We start from the raw sequence: 20628 nt of genomic DNA on the forward strand, positions 1-20628 counted from the left end.
CGAAATAATCTTGAATAAAAAAAGCCCAGTATTGGGCAATTAAAAAATGACAGACATTTTTTCAGTTTGTAATGACTTTCTGACAAACCGATTGAATTTACTCTTTCAACCATGCATTTTGCAAAGTTGCCAACACTGTTTAACTTTTGTATGTCTTGCTGAAAGATGATCTTGGTTTAAGCCTTTTTGATAAGTTTATGCAATTCAATGATTTCTCTCGCTAAATCTTTTAGGGTCAATGAGTTCATCAAATGATCTTGTGCATGAATCATAATAAGAGGAAGATTGAATTCATCTCCGCCTGCTTCCTTTTGGATTAAATCAGTTTGAACATGATGTGCTTCATTGAATGCAGAATCTGCTTCGGTTAGTTTTGCTTCCGCTTCATCGAAATTGCCTTCTTTAGCTGCATACATCGCTTCCATTGCTAAGCTTTTTGCATTTCCTGAATGAAGGATTAATTGAAATGCATGATTGTAAAGTTCCTCTTTATTCATGATTAACACCTTTCATATGATTTACTAGGAGAGGAACAATATCCTCTCCTGTCAATTTTGGGTCCCCAAACAAATACCCAGTCTTTTTTCTTAGGCGATAATTTCCTTTTTTTCACCTATGTTCATTGCATCTTCTTCTCTCTTCTTCGCTTTATCATATATTCTGAAGAAAGGAAGATAAATTATAAATGAAATAACAATGTTAACTACATTCATGATGGCACCTGAAATATGTCCGCCAGAAGCAAGATATCCTGAGATAATTGGCGGCATGGTCCAAGGCACTGCAATACCGGATGGCTTTGCGACCAATCCCATATCCATTCCTAGGAATGTTACAATAACGGTAACGATTGAAGTAAGAACGAATGGAATGATCATGATTGGGTTTAACACGATTGGCATACCAAAGATTAATGGCTCGTTAATGTTAAAGATGCTTGGAGCAAGCGCCAAACGACCAAGACTTTTCATTTGTTGGGATTTAGCAAACATAACCATTGATAGAACCAAACCAAATGTTACACCTGTTCCACCTATGTGGACGAAGTTATCCCAGAATTGTTGTGTAACAATATGCGGTAGAGGTTGGCCAGCTTGATAGGCCGTCATATTGTCACCCATCGCACCAAACCAAATTGGTTCCATTACACTTTTAACAATGTTTGTACCGTGTAATCCAGTAGCCCATAATAAAGTTACGAATAATTCAGCAACAATGGTTCCACCTAGAGTAAGCCCTACCAATTTTAGCGGATCACCTAAAAGGGTCGTAACTAATCCGTTGATACTCTGATAAGGAGTCATTTCAACAAGTAAACGGATTACCCAAACCACAAGAAGAACAAAAAATCCTGGAATTAATGCTGCAAATGATTTACCAACACTAGGCGGTACACCCTCTGGCATTTTAATAACAATATCTTTTTTGACGACCCAACGATAAATTTCTGTTGATATAATTGCAAAAAGTAACGCAACAAACAAACCTTTACTGCTCAAGAAAGCTTTTGAAATTGCACCAGTTACCAAAACTCCTTCTTCAGCTCCAACTGGAGTAAATAAGAAACTAAATGGTGTTGTCAACATGAAAGCAGCAACTGAAATTGCACCCGCACTCATCGCGTCAAGCTTATAGCTTTCTGCTAGTCGGTAAGCCACAGCGAACGCTGCAATAAGTGACATGATATTGAAAGTTGCATCTACTGGATAACTTAATTTAGCAGCCCATGTTGGGCCAAAAATAGAAGTCATCCAATCAGCATAACCTGGAATCGGCAAATTAGCCACGATCAAGAAAAATGAACCAATGACAATGAATGGCATGGTCGCAATAAGACCATCACGAAGAGCCAATAAGTGTCTTTGCGCACCAATTTTCCCTGCAACGGGCATGACTTTCTCTTCTAGAAAGCTGTTGAATTTACTCATTTTCTTTTCTCCTTTTATTATTTATTATTAGCTAGATTTATAGCTGTTTTTAAAACTTCTGCTCCATTACACGTACCATAGTGGATTGGATTGATGGCATCCACTGGAATGCCCTTTTCTTCACCTAACTTTTTCATATTTGAAAGAAGGTATCTAACTTGAGGTCCTAAAAGAAGGACATCCGCATTGTCAATATGTTGATTGACTGAGTTAGCTGCAACTGCCCAGATTTTCCCTTCCAAACCTTGTTCTTGGGCCGCTTTTTCCATCTTAGTTACCAGCAAACTTGTACTCATTCCGGCTGCACAACATAATAAAATATTCATCGATTTTTTCCTCCATAAAAGTTATTTAAAAAAACCATTAATTAATCTAAACAGCTAATTAGCCATTGTTTTAAGAGTGCTTTAACCTCTTTATGTTTTATAGTTTACGTTGAAAGCGTTTGATTTTACAGAAAGGATTTTTCCGTTACGTAACGGAAATAGAATGAAAAATTAAAATGAAGTTACTATCACGTAAATTTTAGCCCGAAATTAAAAAAGGGAATTCCTTTTGGAATACCCTCGTTCTTTTCATTTGGCATAAGTTAAGATTCATTTAATATCTTAATAATTTCTTCAGCTGATTCACTCTTTATAACTTTTTGGACTGTTGTACTGTTTTCAACTAAAGCAATAAGCCTTTTATACATCCTATCTAGATCACCCTCAGGTACCTTTCTTATGTTCAACAAGCAAATAAATTGAACCCTATGTTTGTCTGTCCATTCAATCGGCCTCTTTAATGTGCACACGGTCCAAAATGTTTCATCTGTTTCCGGCGTTAGTGGATGAGGGATGGCCACAAGATTCCCAAAGCAGGTTGGCGCGACCGCCTCCCTTTCCAAAACCAAATTCACATAATCTTCGGAGACAAGTTTTTGTTTGTATAATTCATCACACATAAAACGGATAACGCTTTCTTTATCCTTCAAGTCTTTATGAATAAAAACTTTGGATATATCTAAATAGCTCTGACCCTCACACTCTTTTCCAGACGATACTCCCTTCCGAATATTGGAAATATCTCCTTCCCCTAAAAAGGTATTAACGACTAGTACTGGAACGCCTATCTCTTCTTTTATAGGGATCGTACTAATAATAAAATCAATAGACGATAGATCGTATTCTTTTAATTGATAATAATTGGTTGTAGCCACAATATCGATTTCATCATTAAATTCATTTCGTAAACGATAAAACAAAAGCCTTGCACTCCCCACACCAGATGCACATACCACAAGTACCCGTTTTGCCTTTCTCTGCCTTGTCTTCATTCTTTCTAATGCTACCCCGATATGTAAGGCAATATAAGCAATTTCGTGTTCTCCTACCTCTCTCTCCAAATATTCTTCGATGCATCTGCTCGCAATAGCAGCCCCCTCAAAGGCACTAGGATATTTTCGTTTAATTTCCTCTAATAATGGATTCCGAATGTTCATGTTATATCGTAACCTGTTCATTGCAGGCCGAATGTGCAAAGTCAGCGCTTGAATGAATTCGGAATCGTCTTGAAAATCCCAATTTAATTCGGTTTTCAACCTTTCCAGCATGCAATGAATGATGGTGCCGAGTTCATCAAATTTACTAAATTCATTCAACGTATTCTTATGTATTAATTTTGTCCCCAACAAATGGACAATAATATAATCAATTTCGGATTTTGGAAATTTCAAACCCGTAAAACCCTCTACCTCTCTTACAATTTCATTGGCCACTATTTTTTCAAATGGATATTTTCCTATTAAATCTTGTTCAAGGTTTTCAATGACAAATCCTTCTTCAATTCTCTTGCATCCAATTGTGATATGGGTTGCCAAATTTTCGAGTGCAATGTCTGATACCTCAATTTTGTATTCATTCACTTTTTTTATGATCGTTTCCTTTACCTTTTCAAACAGATTTTGATCCAAAAGTTGAAAGGAATTACTGTCAATGTTTAAGTTGCTATTCCGCCGTAAAATATAATTTGAAAAACATAGCCGCTTCATATATTCATCGCCTTCTGTCTGCGAACCATGATGCGGTCTAGTAACTAACTTTAAATGATAACTTTCCAATAATTCACGGACGATTTTTAAGTCATTTTGAAGCTTTGGCTTGGAAACAAATAGCTCTTCTTCAAGACTTTCTAATTTTATAGGTTCCTTTTCTAATAAAAATCGTTTTAACATATACAAAACCCGATTTTCCTGTTCGGAAAAATCAGATTGGCTTTCATTTATTGGATCATTCGCATTAGAAATAAACTCCTGCTCAAACACTTCATAATCATTTATATCTAATAGATACCCTTTTCCTCGAACGGATTCAATAATGATTCCTAGCGAAGTGGATTGTGATTGAAGTTCTTTGATCTCAGTACGAATGGTTCTATCACTCACACCAAGTTCTTTGGCCATCCATTCGGCTGTAACAGGTTCTTTCTCCTTCATTAAAGACAACACGATGTCCTTTTGTCGTTTCGACACCATTTATCTACTCACCTTTCTTAATGAGTTGATCATCATACAATTAACTGCTTCCCATCTTCCGAGATATAACACACTAATTAAATAATAATAACAGTTTATCTCTTAAAAATTAATGTTATATCTATCAGTCTAAAAGTTCAATTTTCTTTAAAATGTTAATTCAAAATAATGGATAGGCTTAGATTTTGGGATGATTTACATAAACTGCACATCTCAAAATAAGCAAAAAAAGAAGCTCCCCATAAGTTTACTTAACTTATGAGAAGCCTCCGCTTAAATCCTCTATTTTATTCAATAACCCACTCATATCAAGGGGTTGAGCAGCTTATTACATCATGCCGCCCATTCATCAGTTAATAAAACACCAGGAAATCTTATTAAAAAACGGCTATAAATCAACATTTTTTTGAGTTTGTATTAAATAATTTGAAATAGTTTATAAAAATCACGAGGACAAACAGGAGGACAAAAGACTGTCTGTGCCTTGTAGATAGTGCCAATCTTGAGGGAATTGTACTGAAGAAGAAGGACAGCATTTATGAAATTGGGAAGCGGTCATACTCCTGGCTCAAAGTGATTAATTATCAATATGCAAATGTAATAATGAACGGGTATCCAAAAGACGAATTTGCTGGCTTTTATCCTACGAAGATGGTGGGTATGCGGGGGTTATGGAGCTTGGCGTTCTACAAGAAGAAAAAAAGAGAATTTATCGACTGCCTAAGAAAAAAGAAAATAATAAGTTTGTCTTTATTGAGCCTGTATCATGTTATGTTAAATATAGGGAGATAACAAAGGCTGGACTGCTGCGGCTTCCGTACTTCGTTTCAGTGAATGTGTAAAAGCCCTTCGAAAATGAAGGGCTAGTGAGCAACGAAAGAAAATTACACTTTTTCTAAAACTTTAGATTCAGATGTATATGCTGACTGATTGAAAAGCCTGTTCACTGATGCAATTGAGAATTATGATGAGTAAATTTATTTATCTGTTCACTTCAGAGCGTTAAGTGCGACCTTGGCAGCTTCTGCAATTAGCGCATTGTCATAGGTGGCATTCTGTGCATCGCGGCTAGATAGGACTGCGATGACAATGGGAGCTCTATTCGGCGGCCAAACAATCGCAATGTCATTCCGCGTTCCATAGCTTCCTGCCCCGCTCTTATCATCGACTTCCCAACCAGTTGGTGCGCCAGCTCGGATCAATGCATCTCCAGTGGAATTTCCCCACATCCAATCTGTCAGGATTTTACGTTTTTCATTAGGGAGCAAGTCGCTAACTGCGAAGGCCTTGAGGCTCGTAGCAAGTGCTTTTGGTGTGCTGGTGTCACGAGTATCTCCAGGAACTGCTGAGTTCAAATCCGGCTCGTAGCGATCAACCTGGGTAACGTTATCGCCAATCTGCCTCAGGGCTGTTTCAAATCCCTCAGGGCCTCCCAGCTTTTCTAATAAAAGGTTCCCTGCGGTGTTGTCGCTATATCGGACAGCGGCCTCAATCACTTCCCGAAGAGTCATCCCGGTATCTACATGAAGCTGTGTGACGGGTGAATACGAAACTATGTCCTCGCTTTTGTATGTGACTAACTGGTCGAGTTGTTCAATTGAGTAATGCTGCAGCAATGCACCAGCGGCTAGAGCTTTGTAAGTAGATGCGTAAGCGAACCGCTCTTTAGGCCGATAGGAAACCGTCCGATGTGTACCTGTATCGATAGCGTAGACTCCAAGCCGGGCATCATATTTGTTCTCGAGTTCTGCAAACTCACGGTGTATTTGGTGTACTGGCGCTTTTTTGACTGCCTTTTCGGGCTTGTCAGAAAGGTTATTGGTGCTCATTGACCAGCCGGTAAGGGGTACAATTGCAACCACTAGCAAAAGCAGGGCAAATATAAAATTATTTTTGCTGAAAATATCATGTGTTTTTCTCAAGATCTTAACCTCTTTCTATTAATATTAGATGTTCTGAAAATAGAATATTAACCAGCAGATTCAAACAATTTGAAACATATGTAATATTACATTACACAAAATACCACAATTGTAGTATTTAATCACATGTAATATTACACGTGTAATAAAAAGATGTCAATATCATTTTGTAGTTAGCTTTCCTTTTTCATTAAGGTCAAAAAAGGCCCGAAAAACCCGCTGGCTGATGATATTAGCTGCACTGTGCGGCTGCGCATAACCATCACGGAAGGCATTTGGTACAATAACAGCAATGGCAATCTTGGGATCATTGAATGGAGCATAACCTGCAAAAGAAAGATTCCAAGTCTTCACCCCATTTTTATAGGATTCCGAGGTCCCGGTTTTACCCGCGGCATTGTAGAGTTCGTCTTTAAAATATCCTCTCGCAGTTCCTTTGGAACCATGGGTGACCAGCCAAAAACCTTGTTGTACCCGCTTTAGCATCTCCTCACTCATATCTACCTGATTCAGCACCATTGGTTCGATTTCATCGATGACGTTGCCCGGTTCATTGCCATTCTTATTGGGTTCACGAATCTCCTTCACCAATTGGGGTTTCATCCGGAATCCTCCATTGGCAATCGTTGTAATATACTGGGCAATTTGCATCGGTGTATAGGTATCTAATTGTCCGATGGCAATTTGAAAGTAGGTGCTTGTATTGGTTCCTTTGATTCCTGCCGTTTCATTATGAAAACCAATTCCGGTCGGAATGCCTAAACCAAATTGGTTGAAATAATAGCGGATGGTTTCAATTTTTTTCGGATTGATATTCAATGTGCCATTGGGGACATACTTGCCGCCCATAATTTCTATCGCGGTTTTCCACATATAAACGTTTGATGAACGCTCTAATGCCTCTAATTCGTTAATTCTGTTCATGACTTGGTAAGAGGAAAAGGTTCCCGACCCCTTAAATCTCATGACCTCATCCAGCTCGATTTCCCCGAAATCCCTGACACCCGTTTGGTATCCGGTTAATACTGTGGCCCCTTTTACAACGGACCCCTGTTCAAACGCATAAGTGAAGGTTCCCGGTGTAAAATCGGTAAACTCCCGTGACTGCCTGTTATACACTTTTCCTGCCATTGCAAGAATGCGGCCTGTTTTCGGTTCCATCGCCACAACAAAGGCAGTGTCAAGCGTATCCGTATGCGGCTTTTGGATTGCACTGACTAACTCTTCCTGCATAATTTTTTCCACTTGGGCTTGGAATTCCATATCAATGGTCAGAACAATATCCTTGCCGCTCTTCCCCTTCGATACAGTCTCTGTACTCACCACATTTCCATTTGTATCTGTCACCGTTTTCACTTTTTCCTTTTGGCCTTGCAACACTCCATCATAAAGCTCTTCAATATAGCTTTTCCCGACGCGGTCATTCAGTTGGTACCCTTTAGACGTATAGTACTCTACCTTATCAGCCGGAAGGCCTTCATCTGCACTCGTTACTTCCCCAAGCATATTCCAAAATGTTTCCCCGTAGGTGCGCCCCCTCTTCCAATCGGTCGTGACATCCACACCCGGCAGATTTTCCAGATTTTCATCGACTTTCGCATATTCCTCCTCTGTTACATTTTCATTTTTGATCATCGTCGGAGTTAAAGCGATGGCAGAAGAAAGTTTCCTATAGATGGCTGCCAGGTTTTTGTCCATTGCCTGGAGATCGCTTTCTTTAATGCGTTTTAATTTTAATTGATATAAATCCTTGTCATTCAGCTTTTCCTGTTTGAATAATTTTTCCTCCTTCTTTGTGATTAAATCCGTGCCATTGTTATGTACCAACAACCAGATATCTTTCAAATCCCGATCAGTTACTTTATTGATCTCCTTATCAGTCATGGCCAAAAAGGTATTTAACTTTTTGGCCAGTTCAAGCAATTCGCCCGGCTGCGGATTTTTTGGCGGTGTATAGACAATCGCCTTTTCCGGAATATTGTAGACCACTAACTTATGATTCGTATCGTATATTTTTCCACGAGGAACTGAATAGCTGACGGGCGTCACATCTGTCTTCTCTGCCTGAGCCGCATAGGCTTCCCCTTTTATAATTTGGAGAACACCAAGGCGGAGGATCAGGATAGAAAAAAGAACAAAGATCATGAAAAAGAGACCATTCAGTCTCCATCGGATTGGGTTTTTTACTATATTATCTTTCTGCCTTTTCTGCATCAAAGCGTATCAGTCCTTTCATATTGGGAAGTTCGTGTACAAAGTTATCAAAATACTACAATTGTAGTATTTTGTCCAAAAAAGACCCAAAAAGGTGGGGTAATCCTTTCTGGAGTTTAATTATTAATATATCTTTTTATGATGAAGGATCTGCTTGGCAATCTCCGCTGCCTTGCTTCCTTGGGCCTGCCCATTCCAATTTTGAATATTAATGGCAAAATAAAAACGATCATCACCTTTTTCGACAAAGCCAATAAACCAGCCATTTACATTCTTTCCATTAATCATGCCCGTTCCCGTTTTTCCATACAACCGTCCATTCTTTTGGACATCGATTAAAATTGCCTTTTTTACCGCATCGATATTTTCTGCTTTATAATCCCATTGATTTTCTTCTAATTGGTATAATAATTGGACTTGTTCAATGGGTGATATTTTTAAGGAAGATTCCATCCAGTAACTATCCAAATTCCCTGAAAGATCCTCATTCCCATATTTTATTTTGTGAAAATAATCTTGCAGCTGCTTTCTCCCTACTTTCCGATCGGTATTTTGGAAATACCAATTAACGGAACGGCTCAAGGCAGTCGCTAAATTTTGATTTTGATTCCATTCTGAAAAGGGATAAATTTCCCCGTCCCAAACCTGTCCATTGTTATTCGCGGAAATCACATTGGATTCCAATGCAAATAAGGCAGAATATATTTTATAGGTGCTATCAGGAGAAATTCTCTGTTCACTCATCTCTCGATTATAAATTTGATATTGGTTTTTAGAGGAATCATATAAAACAAAGCTTCCCTTATAGCCCTTAAAATAGGAGCTTAGATCTTCATAGACTGCATTATTGCCGCTAAATCGGTACACATCATCTGGGCTGGCAATAGCTGTAGTGATTGGAGTAAGCAATAGCACAACAATTCCTAAAACAGCGCAGATGGCCTTGCTTTTCCATTTCAATAATAGAGAATCCCTAGAGAAGCTTGCAATGCACTGAATTCTTTGGGTGATTTGTTTTTTGGTGCCGCCTATCCCTGGAGCAAACTGTTCAAGGGTACGATCATATTTCTTATCCGCAAACCGAATGATGGTATGCCCATATTCAATATATCCGTTCTCATCCAAGAGATTTAAAACGGAAGCATCACAGGCTAATTCCCGATCGAATCGAATCCTTTTTAAGGCGTACCAAACGAACGGGTTAAACCAATAAATAATACGAAACAACCACATGACGTAATTCACGAACAGATCCTTGCTTTTATGATGGTACAGCTCGTGCAAAAACACGTACTTTAATTCAGTTAATGAGAATGCTTCTCCCGTTTTACTTGGTAAAAAAATATAGGGTTGAAAAATCCCAACCGTAATAGGCGAGGTAATAAGAGAGGTCTCCCGCAGCCTTATGTTTCTTTTCACCCCAACCAACTCTTTGCACGCTTCTAATAGTTCATTTAACTTTTGGTTATGAACTGCCGCAGCTGACTTTTTCATCTGATAGATTTGATAGTTTGAATAAACAGCAGCCGTAACAAAAAGAACTACTCCAATGACCCAAACTGTAAAAAATGTATGGTAGACGAAATCGGGCGTTGACTTGTTTACCGATACCGTGAAATCATGTAATAAATCGCTGTTTGGCGCCTGAGAAGCATCCACTCCATCCATTCTTTCACTCTTCGATGGCGCATCTCTATGAAAAAAAAGTAAACTTTTAAAATAGCGCGTTCCTTCTCCAAGGCGTAAATAACTCCAAGGTAAAAAGGCAGCAAGGATTGGAATGCAAAGAAAATACCAAATATGATAATGTGCTTTCACCGTCATATGATTGTTTAATAGCTTTTTAATTAACAGAATGATGAAAATAAGGAGGGATACCACGATTGTACTGGCTAAAATCCGCAACAGCATGGTATCCATTATTTTTCCCCTTTCTTATCTCTCATGGATAATATTTTCTTTAATTCCGAAATATCTTCATTCGATAACTTATCATTTTCAATAAAATTTAATATCATTGAATTTAACGTGCCGCCGAAAAACTGCTGCAAAAAGGATTTACTTTTTTGCTCAACATATTCGTGCTTTTCAACCAGTGCAGAATAAATAAACACTCGACCATCTTTTCCTGCGTGCAAAGCCTTTTTCTTAACTAGGCGCGCCAGCATGGTGTGAATGGTATTTGGCTTCCAATCACTCTTGTTTGATAATTTCTCCACTACCTCAGGAGTCGAAATCGGCTCAAAGTTCCATATAACCTTCATCACTTCATATTCTGCTTCTGATATTTGTGGAATATCCTTCATGATAACCCTCCTACTTTTACAACTGTAGTATTTATTATAGCAAGACGATCCAAATACATAAAGAATATTCGTGACTATAGCCTATGGTAAATAATCCCCCTGTGTGCTGGTTAAAGCATGAGTTTTTCTGACCATCAAATCCATTACTTAACTAACTAATCAAATAAAAAAATCAACCTAGATGGTCGACTATATTTTACAAATCTTATTAACCCAGCTGATTTTGCCGCTTCTTTGCCCTAATCAGCGTACTTTTGCTTATACCAGTAATATCTTCGACTTGTTTGTAAGAATTTGTTTCCAGCAGCTTCAAAGCATGTTCAATTTGTCCCTTTTTGAATTTCTTAGGACGTCCCTCTCAAAAATCCTCTCGCTGTTTCGATATACCCTTACCTTCCTATGTGCGCTCTACGATCATTTCTCTTTCAAACTCCGCGAACCCACTCATAATGGTTAAAATCAGTTTTCCTGTTGGATTATTCTCGACCAATCCCATATTCAAAACATGTACTTTGACACCCTGTTCGAACAGATTCCTAATAATTTGGATAGCGTCCACGGTCGAACGGGCAAAGCGGTCAAGCTTCGTTACAACAAGCGTATCACCTTCTTTTAAAAGAGAAAGCAATTCTTGAAACTGCGGCCGCTCTCTTTTGGTTCCGGTGAACTTTTCAGAAAAGATTTTGTCGCACCGTTATGTTCTAATGCTTGAATCTGCGCTTCTAAGTCATCCAACTGAAGATTTTAAGATGCCGAAGAAGCAGCAGAGTGTGGATGATCTGGAGAAAGAAGAAGATGAAATTCTCTTTTTAGAAAAAGAAGAACTTGCACATTTTCTTAATTAGCCCATTCAGAAGGACTAGACGTGGATACTTTGGTCTTTTCTGTACTTACCTATACTGGATTAAGAATAGGGGAATTATTAGCTTTAAAATGGACCGATTTTAACGAAAAACAAGGGACTATTCGTATCACTAAAACAATTTATAACCCAACTAAACACATTGAGAAATACCAGCTGCTTACACCAAAAACAAAAGGCTCCGCCTGTACCATTCGCATTGATGATATACTGGTGAGCATGTTAAAGAAGCATAAAGCTAAACAAAACGATATTAAATTAAAGAATAGGCTAGTCTACAAGGATAATGGTTTTATTTTCTCTCGTGAGGATGGGTACCCACAATTAAGAAAACTAGTGGAAAACAGGCTAAAAAGGCTGCTGAAAAAAGCAGGAATTGAAAAGAATATTACGCCTCACTCATTCCGGCATACGCATACATCATTATTGATTGAAGCAGGAGTTGGTATTAAAGAAATTCAACAGCGGTTAGGTCATACAGATATTAATACCACAATGAATATCTATGCTCATATGACCGCCAACATGGAAGAAAAGGCCTCCCAACAGTTTAGCAAACTGATGGAAGGCCTTCTTCAATAGTTGTTTATTTCATTTATTAATTTACGCGGAAAAACTTTTAAATATAGCTGATGGAACCTTGATATATCAGGGTTTTAAGTCCCTAATTACATCATGCCGCCCATTCCACCCATGCCGCCCATGTCAGGCATACCCATGCCTGAGCCAGCTGGTTCTGGTTTGTCAGCAACAACTGCTTCAGTTGTTAAGAACATAGCCGCTACAGATGCAGCATTTTGTAATGCAGAACGAGTTACTTTAGTTGGGTCAACGATACCAGCTTGAATCATGTTTACCCATTCGCCGTTTGCAGCGTTGAAACCAGTACCGATTTCTTCGCGCTTTAAGCGGTCAACGATAACAGATCCTTCAAGGCCAGCGTTGTGAGCGATTGTGCGTACAGGCTCTTCCATCGCACGTAATACGATGTTGATACCAGTTGCTACGTCGCCTTCTGCTTGGATTTCAGCTACTTTGCTGTATACGTTAAGAAGGGCTACACCACCACCGGATACGATACCTTCTTCAACTGCAGCACGAGTTGAGTTTAATGCGTCTTCGATACGAAGTTTGCGCTCTTTTAATTCAGTTTCAGTTGCAGCGCCAACTTTGATTACTGCTACACCGCCAGCTAATTTAGCTAAACGCTCTTGTAATTTTTCACGGTCAAATTCAGAAGTAGTTTCTTCTAATTGAACACGGATTTGGTTCACACGAGCTGCGATTTCATTAGTATCTCCTGCGCCTTCAACGATTGTTGTATTTTCTTTTGTTACAACAACTTTAGCCGCACGTCCTAAAGAGCCGATTTGTGTAGTTTTAAGTTCACGGCCTAACTCTTCAGTGATAACTTCCCCGCCAGTTAAAGCAGCGATATCTTCAAGCATTGCTTTACGACGATCACCAAAGCCTGGAGCTTTAACAGCAACGGCATTGAATGTTCCGCGAAGCTTGTTCACTACTAAAGTAGAAAGTGCTTCACCTTCAACATCTTCAGCTACTAATAATAAAGGCTTGCCTTGTTGAACTACTTGCTCAAGAACTGGAAGGATTTCTTGAATGCTAGAAATCTTCTTATCAGTGATTAAGATATATGGATTTTCTAAAACAGCTTCCATTTTGTCTGTATTAGTTACCATGTAAGCAGAAGTGTAACCACGGTCAAATTGCATACCTTCTACTACATCTAATTCAGTTGTGAAACCTTTAGATTCTTCAATAGTGATAACGCCGTCGTTGCCAACGCGCTCCATTGCTTCAGCGATTAATTGACCTACTTCTTCATCAGCAGCAGAGATAGAAGCAACTTGTGCGATTGATTCTTTGTTTTCGATTGGTTTAGAAATTGCTTTTAATTCTTGAACAGCAGTTGCAACAGCTTTTTCGATCCCTTTACGGATACCCATTGGGTTCGCACCAGCAGTTACGTTCTTTAAGCCTTCGCGAATCATCGCTTGAGCTAGAACAGTTGCAGTTGTTGTACCGTCACCAGCAACATCGTTTGTTTTGCTTGCTACTTCAGCAACAAGTTTAGCACCCATGTTTTCGAATGCATCTTCTAATTCGATTTCTTTTGCGATGGTTACACCGTCATTTGTGATTAGTGGTGAACCAAATTTTTTCTCAAGAACCACGTTGCGTCCTTTAGGTCCAAGAGTAACTTTTACTGCATTTGCTAGAGCATCAACACCGCTAAGCATTTTGCGGCGTGCATCTTCACTAAACATAATCTCTTTAGCCATTGTATAAAAACCTCCTCATATTGTTTAACTGTTTATTGTAAACTTTATCTATTTGTCAGGCTCGAACGCCCTCGTATTAGTGTTAAAGGGCACTGCACTTTTTTCTAATTAAGCGCCAACGACTGCAAGAATATCTGATTCGCGCAGGATTAAGTATTCAGTACCTTGATATTTAACTTCTGTACCGCCGTATTTTGAGAAGATGATACGATCACCTACAGAAACTTCTAGTGCTACACGCTCTCCGCTTTCAAGTACGCGGCCAGTACCAACGGCAACAACTTTTCCTTCTTGAGGCTTTTCTTTCGCTGAATCCGGTAATACGATCCCGCTTGCAGTTTTTTCTTCTGATTCAACAAGCTCAATGATAATACGATCACCTAATGGTCTTAACAAATCAAACAACCTCCTCAAAGATATATGTAATTCTGACTTATTAGCACTCTCTATTAATGAGTGCTAACACAATTATTATAATAATGAATCTCAAAATCTTTTGCAAGTGTGAAGCATAAAATTTACAAAAAAAATTGAAAAGCGAAACCGTCTAATGATTCCTTCTGACAACTTTATAAAGTATGGGAAAAACACGATATTCTATACCTTTTTTTTAAAAGTATTTCTAAATTGAAACAATCCCGGTATTAAGAGTAGAATGAAGAAAGTATATATTAATGGTTGGAGCGATTTGGCATCCTTAAAAATGGATGATTATAAATGAATTTGCCCAAAAGTAGAAAATAGAATCTAAAGGGGACTAGATATTTGAAACGAGAATATTGGATAATCTTAGTTGTTTACATCGCAATGCAATTTTCAAGTTTAATAGGTGTACCACTCTTTTTGTATGGCTTTAAATATTTTGGGATTAATCAAAGCCTTGCGGTTCCTTCATGGCTCCTCACAAGTTTTACGATTGCCTTATTAATTATTGTTTTTATGCTGCGAAAGGAAATGAACAATCACAGCTATAGAAAGAATGGTAGTTCATTCGGTATTTCGGTGGTATGGGCCTTTGCCGGCATCTTCCTTGCCCTATTTTCCCAATACGTTGCGGCATTCATTGAGAACCTATTAGGGGTGGAGATGGGGTCTGAAAATACAAAAGATATTCTAAAGATTATCGAGGCCTTTCCTTTGGCAATCATTGTTACGAGTATCATTGGACCCATCTTAGAGGAAATCGTTTTTCGCAAAATCATTTTCGGATCGCTTCATAATCGATATAATTTCTTTATCTCTGCACTTATTAGTTCGGTCATTTTTGCTGCAGCACATATGGAATTCCAGCACATTTTGCTTTATTCCGCCATGGGCTTTACGTTCGCTTTTCTTTATGTCATGACCAAGTCCATTTTCGTGCCAATATTTGCCCATGTCGCGATGAATACCATGGTTGTCTTGGTTCAGTCTATATATAAAGACGATATTGAACGATTGCAAAGACAAGCCGAGGCCGTTCAAAACTTTATCGGAGGATTTCTATGAGACGTTCACCCTTGTTTTCCGGATTGATTTACTTTCTCCTTGGAGGATTATTTACTTATTTCGCAATTGATGATGTTCAAAGTAACGGCTGGGGGTTTTTCAGCTACCTCCTTGTTTTATTAGCCACCTTTGACTTTGGCTCAGGCCTAAAAATGTTCATCTTTCACATCAAATACAAAGATCAGTTAAAGAAAAAGAAGCAGAAAAAAAATTAAGGTGTCAGGCACCATGTGAAGAATTCACATGGTGCCTGACACCTTTTTAATTCGCTGATTGGAAGCAGAAATTCGCTGATTGGAGGTCCAAATTCGCCGATTAGACCATCATATTCGCTGATTGGACAAAATAAATTCGCTGATAGAATAAATCACAGCCTGCAAATCTCATAAAAAACAGGCAGTAAAGCCTTTTTCCCTACTAATATCCAGGACTAATGCTCATGAGTAAGTCTCAAATCACAAAAAAACTGACTCAAAAAGGCTTTTTTCACCTTTTTTGAATCAGTTACCTTTCTCAAACAATTATTTCGATACTTGCTCCTTATTAATGACCATCCGCTCTTTCCCAAGGATAAAGATAAATAGGAAGGCCAGGCCGGCTGGGACGAGTGCCCATGTGAATGTGTGGACGATGGAATTTGAGAGCGCTTCTGTGATTTTGTCGAGAATTGGCGAGGGAATTAGTTTTCTCGCTTCCTCCGATAATAAGGCCCGCGAATCTCCGAAACTCTGTCCTTTAGGCATCGGTCCCATTCCTGCAAAAGCAGTTTCCAGCCCTTCTTTGAGATCACTTCGTTGGATCGTACCAAAAATGGTGATTCCGATTGTCATTCCTAACGAGCGAATAAAATTACTTGTCGATGTGGCAGACCCCCTTTGTTCCATTCCAAACGGATGAATCGCAGCCATGCTTAACACAGAAAAGGAGAAACCGACCCCTAAACCAATAATAATCATGTAAAGGGTCAACACCGCTCTTTTTGTATCTGGTGTAATCGTGCCCAATAACAATAACCCGCCAAGCAATATCACTCCGGAGATAAACATAATGTTTCGGTAGCTCATCTTCGTTGTCAAAAAACCACCCGCTTGTGCGGTAACGACCGAGCCAAGCATCATGGGCAATAATATTAACCCTGAATTAGTGGCTGTTCCGCCATACACCCCTTGCACAAAAATTGGGATGTACACCGTTGCTGCCATAAATGCTGCCCCGTAAAATAAGCCAACAATCGTACTTCCTGCGAACAAGCGGTTCCTAAACATCGAAAAGGATATAATCGGATCCTTCGCTTTAGTCTCCACAAATAAAAAGATTAAAAACAGAAGCCCAAATCCACCAAACAAGCTCAAAATCACCGTAGAATCCCAGTCATATTTCTGTCCCCCAAGTTCAAGCGCAAACATTAAACAAACAACCGCCCCAACCAAGGTAACAGCTCCCGACCAATCAATAATTTGTTTTTTGTGAATGGGAGATTCCTTATACGCGATAGTAATAAAGATCAGTGAAAGAACCCCTAGAGGCATGTTAATATAGAAAATCCAATGCCAGCTGATATAGTCTGTTATATACGCGCCAAGCAATGGCCCAAAAATACTCGATAAACCAAAAACTGCTCCGAACAGACCGCCCATTTTCCCACGCTTTTCAGGAGGAAACAGGTCAAACATGATCGTAAAGGCAATCGGTACCAGCGCTCCGCCGCCAATCCCCTGAATCGCTCGATAAATGCTTAATTGCGTGATGGTTTCAGCTGTTCCACACAATGCTGAACCTGCCATAAACAGGATCAATCCAAAAATAAAAAATCTTTTTCGTCCATACATATCTGATAGCTTACCAAAGATAGGCATTCCCGCCATCTCTGCGACCATATATGCGGACACAACCCAAACAAAACTCTCTAGACCGCCAAGATCGCCAACAATCGTTCCCATCGCTGTAACGACAATCGTATTATCCATCGACGCCATCAGAATCCCCAGCAATAACCCCGCAACCACCAATCCTAATTTACTATCTTTTGTCACCATCACATGTCTCCCTTATATCTGTGTCGTTATTTTTACCGTTGCCTTTGAATCGTGTGTGAAATCATCCCTGTATTCCACCACTCCGATTTGACAGCCGGGGCCAATTTTCACCTTGTTACCGCGGACAATATCGGCTTTTGTATTTTCAAGATAAATGTCATCCCCTTCAATAACTTTCGCACTGAGGGACCCTATCTCTTTTCCAAAGGGCAGCAGTGTGTTACTCCTTTTTTTCACCGTGATTTTCCCGCCGCCGATTTCCTCGGCACTGCTCTCCCCGAAACGAAGACCAACCTTAATTGTATCCGCCGTCAGTAAACCTTTAATCTCAAAACCGCCACTTGAATCAAATGTCTCATATTCCACATCACCATTCACCGCAATACTACCTTTAATGTTTGCCTCATCTCCAGTAAGTCCTTCGCCGACTTCCAGCAATCCTAAAATCTTGATTTTTTTCAAGTGAGCATTGCCGCCGACCATCATCGTCCCCATCACAAGTGTATCCTCTGCTTCCATATTCCTTTTGACCTCAGCTTCACCAAATACTTTTACCGAGCCTGTTTTGACATTTTCGGCGGCTTCACTTGTGCCATATACATTGAAAGCCAAACATTCCACGTCAGTAATAATTGTCCCTTCCCCGCGGATACTGATTTTATCGTAACGGCCGCCAGGGTAGCTTCCCGATCCATTGATAATAAGATTTCCGTTCTTTTCCATCATCTCTCTTTTCCCCCCTACTAAACCCTTCTGTTTTCAGCAACCACGGCCTTTTTATCCATCGAAAATTCCTCTGTATATTCAACGAGACCAATCTGACAATTTGGACCAATCGAGACCTGGTTTCCACGGACGATTTTAGCGTTAGTATTCTCAAGTTCAATTTTGTCACCCTCGATTAATTCCGCTTCCAGCTGTGGTTTAAAAAAGGGTTTAAGCAAATTACTGACTAAGGATGATCCTTTCTGCTTTACCCTAATCGTTTGCCCGCCGATTTCTTTTACTTTACATTCTCCAAACATCTTTATGTCGATATGGTCGGCATTTAGAAGTCCGCCAATCGTAAACTGCGATTCTGCTTTAAAGATTTCCGCTTCACAATCCTCACCGACCGTAAAAGTCCCCTGAATTTTTATTTCCTCACTTTTGACCTTGCCGCCCACGGTCCCTTTACCAGAGACTTTTAATTTTTCCACCGATAGGTTTTTGTCGATTCGTGCTGATCCATCAATCGATAGGTTTTGAGCCTCGAGATTCCCTCTGAACCTCCCATGCCCGTTCACCTTTACTTTCTCAGAAATGACATTTCCATTAATGATACCTGAACCATTGCAATCAAGTTCCATACATTCTAAATCGCTGTTAATCGTCCCTCTGCCATTTAATGTAACAACGCGGAACTGCCCGCCATTGGATGCACCGAAGCCATTAATCACCAGGTCTCCTCTGCTTTTCGTTTCCATCGTCATTCTCCTTTATAATAATTTTGCTTTAATCTCTTCCATGCACGTCATGAGCGACAGCGCAGTGACTACCTTCGTCCCGCGTTCAAAATGAAATTCTTCTGCATTTATGAGTAATAGACAGGATGACATCCCTAACTTTCGGGTAATCACTAACTCACAGCTTTTTTGCTTAATTAATGCTGTATGGTCCTTTAACACCTGCAAGACCATTTTCCCTTCCTCTAGGTTTATTTCACCCGATTGAAGCAATTTTTCTAAAACAAACACTTCCAGCATCCTTGTAAAATTAAATTCCAGACTGCCCTTTTCCTGTTCTAAGTAAAATTCGACAACGGCTGTCGAAACAATGTTACGTTTTATTAATTCATCTTTTCTATAATTTAAATTTGTTACATTGGGAGAGAACATGTCTGCTAGTTCATCTAAGGATAAGTTTTCCTTCATCGTTTGGATTTTTTCGATTCTTTCTAAGATCTTTTCCTTAGGAAAAAATGTTTCTTGACCTGTAAACGTAGACTTGCGCACAAACCATTCTTCCGGGATTAAGTCCTTTCGTTTCCATCTATATAGCTGTCCATAGGATATTCCCGCTAAGTCTAATAGGTCTTTCTTTGAGATTAACTCCTCACTCATAATAAAAACCCCTTTCCATAAACAATGTAACATAACACTGTTACGCATGTAAAGTGCAATTGTAAATATTAGGTTGTCCTAATTATAATTCATAAAAAAAGGCCTTCACGTTGATTAACGCGAAAGACCTTATAACCTTTTTAGTTTTTCTTAACTTATGAGCAAAATAGCCCCTGCTAAAATAGGGGTCAGAACCATCGCACTTTTTAACACAGGCTGAGGTGCGAAGTCTGTAAACTTGGCCCCAACATAAGAGCCAATCATTGTTCCTGCCACCACTTCAATTAACAGTGGAACGTTCAAATAACCTTGGAGATAATATCCAACTCCCCCTGCTAAAGCAATCGGCAGAATAACAAGCATGGTTGTACCTACAGATTGTTTAAGTGTAAGTCCTAAAATTAAAAGCAATCCGATTTGAATGAACGGTGCAGCACCAATCCCAAATGTCCCAGACAACAACCCGGTAACCAACCCGACTAATGCCGCTTTCTTAATGAGAAGAAGGTTGTTCGATACCTCTTTTTTGTAGTTTGCCTTTATTTTTTGAACTATAAATAAGCGTACGACCAAAATCACAGCTGAAAGAAATAACATCCCTGCTGTTAACCAATGCAAAGAATGGATTGGAATCAAACCAGTTAGCTTGGAACCCAAATAGGAAGCAACTGAACCAAAACCCCCTACAATTAAACCCGTTTTAATCGAGATATTTCCTTGTCGAAAATGACTGTAGGCACCTGACAAGGTAGTAAACACCATTGCAGCTAAAGATGTCCCTAACGCTACATGGATGGGAACTCCAAAAACAACTGTTAAAATGGCAATTATAAAGCCAGATCCTCCTGCCCCGACAAATCCTAATAAAACCCCAAGTACAAACATAGTCAGCACAATCGCCAACTTCATCCCCTCCGATTGCCAAACCCTAGATGTCCACTAGGAAATGTAT

The 20628-nt window shown here is 39.3% G+C and carries 19 protein-coding genes and 1 pseudogene; 4 read left to right on the plus strand and 16 right to left on the minus strand.

What is annotated here, in order from left to right:
• Window positions 1–176: 176 nt before the first annotated feature.
• The 4 genes from BR30_RS0112035 to BR30_RS0112050 form a co-directional block, all read right to left on the minus strand.
• The gene (locus BR30_RS0112035; protein WP_026565243.1) at window positions 177–497 is read right to left on the minus strand and encodes a PTS sugar transporter subunit IIA; all 321 of its coding nucleotides are present in this window, start codon (window positions 495–497) and stop codon (window positions 177–179) included.
• Between the two features lie 90 nt (window positions 498–587).
• A complete protein-coding gene (celB, locus tag BR30_RS0112040) occupies window positions 588–1928 on the minus strand; it encodes a PTS cellobiose transporter subunit IIC (RefSeq protein WP_026565244.1) in 1341 nt (446 codons plus the stop codon).
• A gap of 17 nt (window positions 1929–1945) precedes the next feature.
• The gene (locus BR30_RS0112045) at window positions 1946–2254 is read right to left on the minus strand and encodes a PTS sugar transporter subunit IIB (RefSeq protein ID WP_026565245.1); all 309 of its coding nucleotides are present in this window, start codon (window positions 2252–2254) and stop codon (window positions 1946–1948) included.
• 263 nt (window positions 2255–2517) lie between these two features.
• Complete coding sequence (locus tag BR30_RS0112050) at window positions 2518–4443, minus strand: BglG family transcription antiterminator (RefSeq protein WP_026565246.1); 1926 nt, start codon at window positions 4441–4443, stop codon at window positions 2518–2520.
• A gap of 477 nt (window positions 4444–4920) precedes the next feature.
• Between BR30_RS0112050 and BR30_RS38845 the strand changes: the two genes are divergently transcribed.
• Window positions 4921–5235, plus strand: a complete 315-nt coding sequence (locus BR30_RS38845; protein ID WP_442852971.1) for an ATP-dependent DNA ligase — start codon at window positions 4921–4923, stop codon at window positions 5233–5235.
• Between the two features lie 197 nt (window positions 5236–5432).
• Here the strand turns inward: BR30_RS38845 and bla are convergent, their stop codons facing one another.
• The 5 genes and pseudogenes from bla to BR30_RS33265 form a co-directional block, all read right to left on the minus strand.
• Window positions 5433–6347 (minus strand): class A beta-lactamase, encoded by a 915-nt coding sequence (gene bla, locus BR30_RS0112060; protein WP_442852972.1) that lies wholly within the window; start codon window positions 6345–6347, stop codon window positions 5433–5435.
• A gap of 180 nt (window positions 6348–6527) precedes the next feature.
• On the minus strand, window positions 6528–8579 hold the full coding sequence (locus BR30_RS0112065; RefSeq protein WP_035445456.1) for a peptidoglycan D,D-transpeptidase FtsI family protein: 2052 nt from the start codon (window positions 8577–8579) through the stop codon (window positions 6528–6530).
• 123 nt (window positions 8580–8702) lie between these two features.
• Window positions 8703–10499 (minus strand): BlaR1 family beta-lactam sensor/signal transducer, encoded by a 1797-nt coding sequence (locus tag BR30_RS0112070; RefSeq protein ID WP_051633583.1) that lies wholly within the window; start codon window positions 10497–10499, stop codon window positions 8703–8705.
• A complete protein-coding gene (locus tag BR30_RS0112075) occupies window positions 10499–10885 on the minus strand; it encodes a BlaI/MecI/CopY family transcriptional regulator (protein WP_026565250.1) in 387 nt (128 codons plus the stop codon). Before BR30_RS0112075 ends, BR30_RS0112070 begins: the two co-directional genes overlap by 1 nt.
• Before the next feature lie 208 nt (window positions 10886–11093).
• Window positions 11094–11620: pseudogene (locus tag BR30_RS33265) on the minus strand (recombinase family protein).
• A 130-nt stretch (window positions 11621–11750) separates the two neighbouring features.
• Between BR30_RS33265 and BR30_RS33270 the strand changes: the two are divergent.
• Complete coding sequence (locus tag BR30_RS33270; RefSeq protein ID WP_051633584.1) at window positions 11751–12329, plus strand: site-specific integrase; 579 nt, start codon at window positions 11751–11753, stop codon at window positions 12327–12329.
• A gap of 86 nt (window positions 12330–12415) precedes the next feature.
• Here BR30_RS33270 and groL read toward each other — a convergent pair whose 3' ends face one another.
• Window positions 12416–14050, minus strand: a complete 1635-nt coding sequence (gene groL / locus BR30_RS0112090) for a chaperonin GroEL (protein ID WP_026565251.1) — start codon at window positions 14048–14050, stop codon at window positions 12416–12418.
• 108 nt (window positions 14051–14158) lie between these two features.
• Window positions 14159–14446: a co-chaperone GroES gene (groES, locus tag BR30_RS0112095; protein WP_026565252.1), complete on the minus strand. Its 288-nt coding sequence runs from the start codon at window positions 14444–14446 to the stop codon at window positions 14159–14161.
• A gap of 369 nt (window positions 14447–14815) precedes the next feature.
• On the opposite strand from groES, the gene BR30_RS0112100 reads away from it, so the two are divergent.
• Both BR30_RS0112100 and BR30_RS0112105 read left to right on the plus strand, forming a co-directional pair.
• On the plus strand, window positions 14816–15538 hold the full coding sequence (locus BR30_RS0112100) for a CPBP family intramembrane glutamic endopeptidase (RefSeq protein WP_026565253.1): 723 nt from the start codon (window positions 14816–14818) through the stop codon (window positions 15536–15538).
• Window positions 15535–15753 carry a YdiK family protein gene (locus tag BR30_RS0112105; protein WP_026565254.1) on the plus strand — a complete coding sequence of 73 codons (219 nt, stop codon included), beginning with the start codon at window positions 15535–15537 and terminating at the stop codon, window positions 15751–15753. Before BR30_RS0112100 ends, BR30_RS0112105 begins: the two co-directional genes overlap by 4 nt.
• 306 nt (window positions 15754–16059) lie before the next feature.
• Here the strand turns inward: BR30_RS0112105 and BR30_RS0112110 are convergent, their stop codons facing one another.
• From BR30_RS0112110 to BR30_RS0112130, 5 genes are all read right to left on the minus strand, one after another.
• A complete protein-coding gene (locus tag BR30_RS0112110) occupies window positions 16060–17574 on the minus strand; it encodes an MDR family MFS transporter (protein ID WP_026565255.1) in 1515 nt (504 codons plus the stop codon).
• Window positions 17575–17586: 12 nt separating this feature from the next.
• A complete protein-coding gene (locus tag BR30_RS33275) occupies window positions 17587–18300 on the minus strand; it encodes a cytoplasmic protein (RefSeq protein ID WP_231507688.1) in 714 nt (237 codons plus the stop codon).
• A 17-nt stretch (window positions 18301–18317) separates the two neighbouring features.
• Window positions 18318–19040 (minus strand): polymer-forming cytoskeletal protein, encoded by a 723-nt coding sequence (locus BR30_RS0112120; protein ID WP_026565256.1) that lies wholly within the window; start codon window positions 19038–19040, stop codon window positions 18318–18320.
• A 12-nt stretch (window positions 19041–19052) separates the two neighbouring features.
• Entirely contained in the window at window positions 19053–19676 is a 624-nt protein-coding gene (locus BR30_RS0112125; RefSeq protein WP_026565257.1) for a YhbD family protein, read from the minus strand.
• Between the two features lie 150 nt (window positions 19677–19826).
• Entirely contained in the window at window positions 19827–20579 is a 753-nt protein-coding gene (locus BR30_RS0112130; RefSeq protein WP_026565258.1) for a sulfite exporter TauE/SafE family protein, read from the minus strand.
• Between the last annotated feature and the right edge of the window lie 49 nt (window positions 20580–20628).

The sequence above is a fragment of the Bacillus sp. UNC41MFS5 genome, from assembly GCF_000686805.1.

What these genes read in the sequence shown, in the direction of transcription:
- BR30_RS0112035 (WP_026565243.1), bottom strand. Translation starts at nt 497, where the DNA reads ATGAATAAAGAGGAACTTTACAATCATGCATTTCAATTAATCCTTCAT.
- celB (WP_026565244.1), bottom strand. Translation starts at nt 1,928, where the DNA reads ATGAGTAAATTCAACAGCTTTCTAGAAGAGAAAGTCATGCCCGTTGCA.
- BR30_RS0112045 (WP_026565245.1), bottom strand. Translation starts at nt 2,254, where the DNA reads ATGAATATTTTATTATGTTGTGCAGCCGGAATGAGTACAAGTTTGCTG.
- BR30_RS0112050 (WP_026565246.1), bottom strand. Translation starts at nt 4,443, where the DNA reads ATGGTGTCGAAACGACAAAAGGACATCGTGTTGTCTTTAATGAAGGAG.
- BR30_RS0112065 (WP_035445456.1), bottom strand. Translation starts at nt 8,579, where the DNA reads ATGCAGAAAAGGCAGAAAGATAATATAGTAAAAAACCCAATCCGATGG.
- BR30_RS0112070 (WP_051633583.1), bottom strand. Translation starts at nt 10,499, where the DNA reads ATGGATACCATGCTGTTGCGGATTTTAGCCAGTACAATCGTGGTATCC.
- BR30_RS0112075 (WP_026565250.1), bottom strand. Translation starts at nt 10,885, where the DNA reads ATGAAGGATATTCCACAAATATCAGAAGCAGAATATGAAGTGATGAAG.
- groL (WP_026565251.1), bottom strand. Translation starts at nt 14,050, where the DNA reads ATGGCTAAAGAGATTATGTTTAGTGAAGATGCACGCCGCAAAATGCTT.
- BR30_RS0112105 (WP_026565254.1), top strand. Translation starts at nt 15,535, where the DNA reads ATGAGACGTTCACCCTTGTTTTCCGGATTGATTTACTTTCTCCTTGGA.
- BR30_RS0112110 (WP_026565255.1), bottom strand. Translation starts at nt 17,574, where the DNA reads ATGGTGACAAAAGATAGTAAATTAGGATTGGTGGTTGCGGGGTTATTG.
- BR30_RS33275 (WP_231507688.1), bottom strand. Translation starts at nt 18,300, where the DNA reads ATGATGGAAAAGAACGGAAATCTTATTATCAATGGATCGGGAAGCTAC.
- BR30_RS0112120 (WP_026565256.1), bottom strand. Translation starts at nt 19,040, where the DNA reads ATGGAAACGAAAAGCAGAGGAGACCTGGTGATTAATGGCTTCGGTGCA.
- BR30_RS0112125 (WP_026565257.1), bottom strand. Translation starts at nt 19,676, where the DNA reads ATGAGTGAGGAGTTAATCTCAAAGAAAGACCTATTAGACTTAGCGGGA.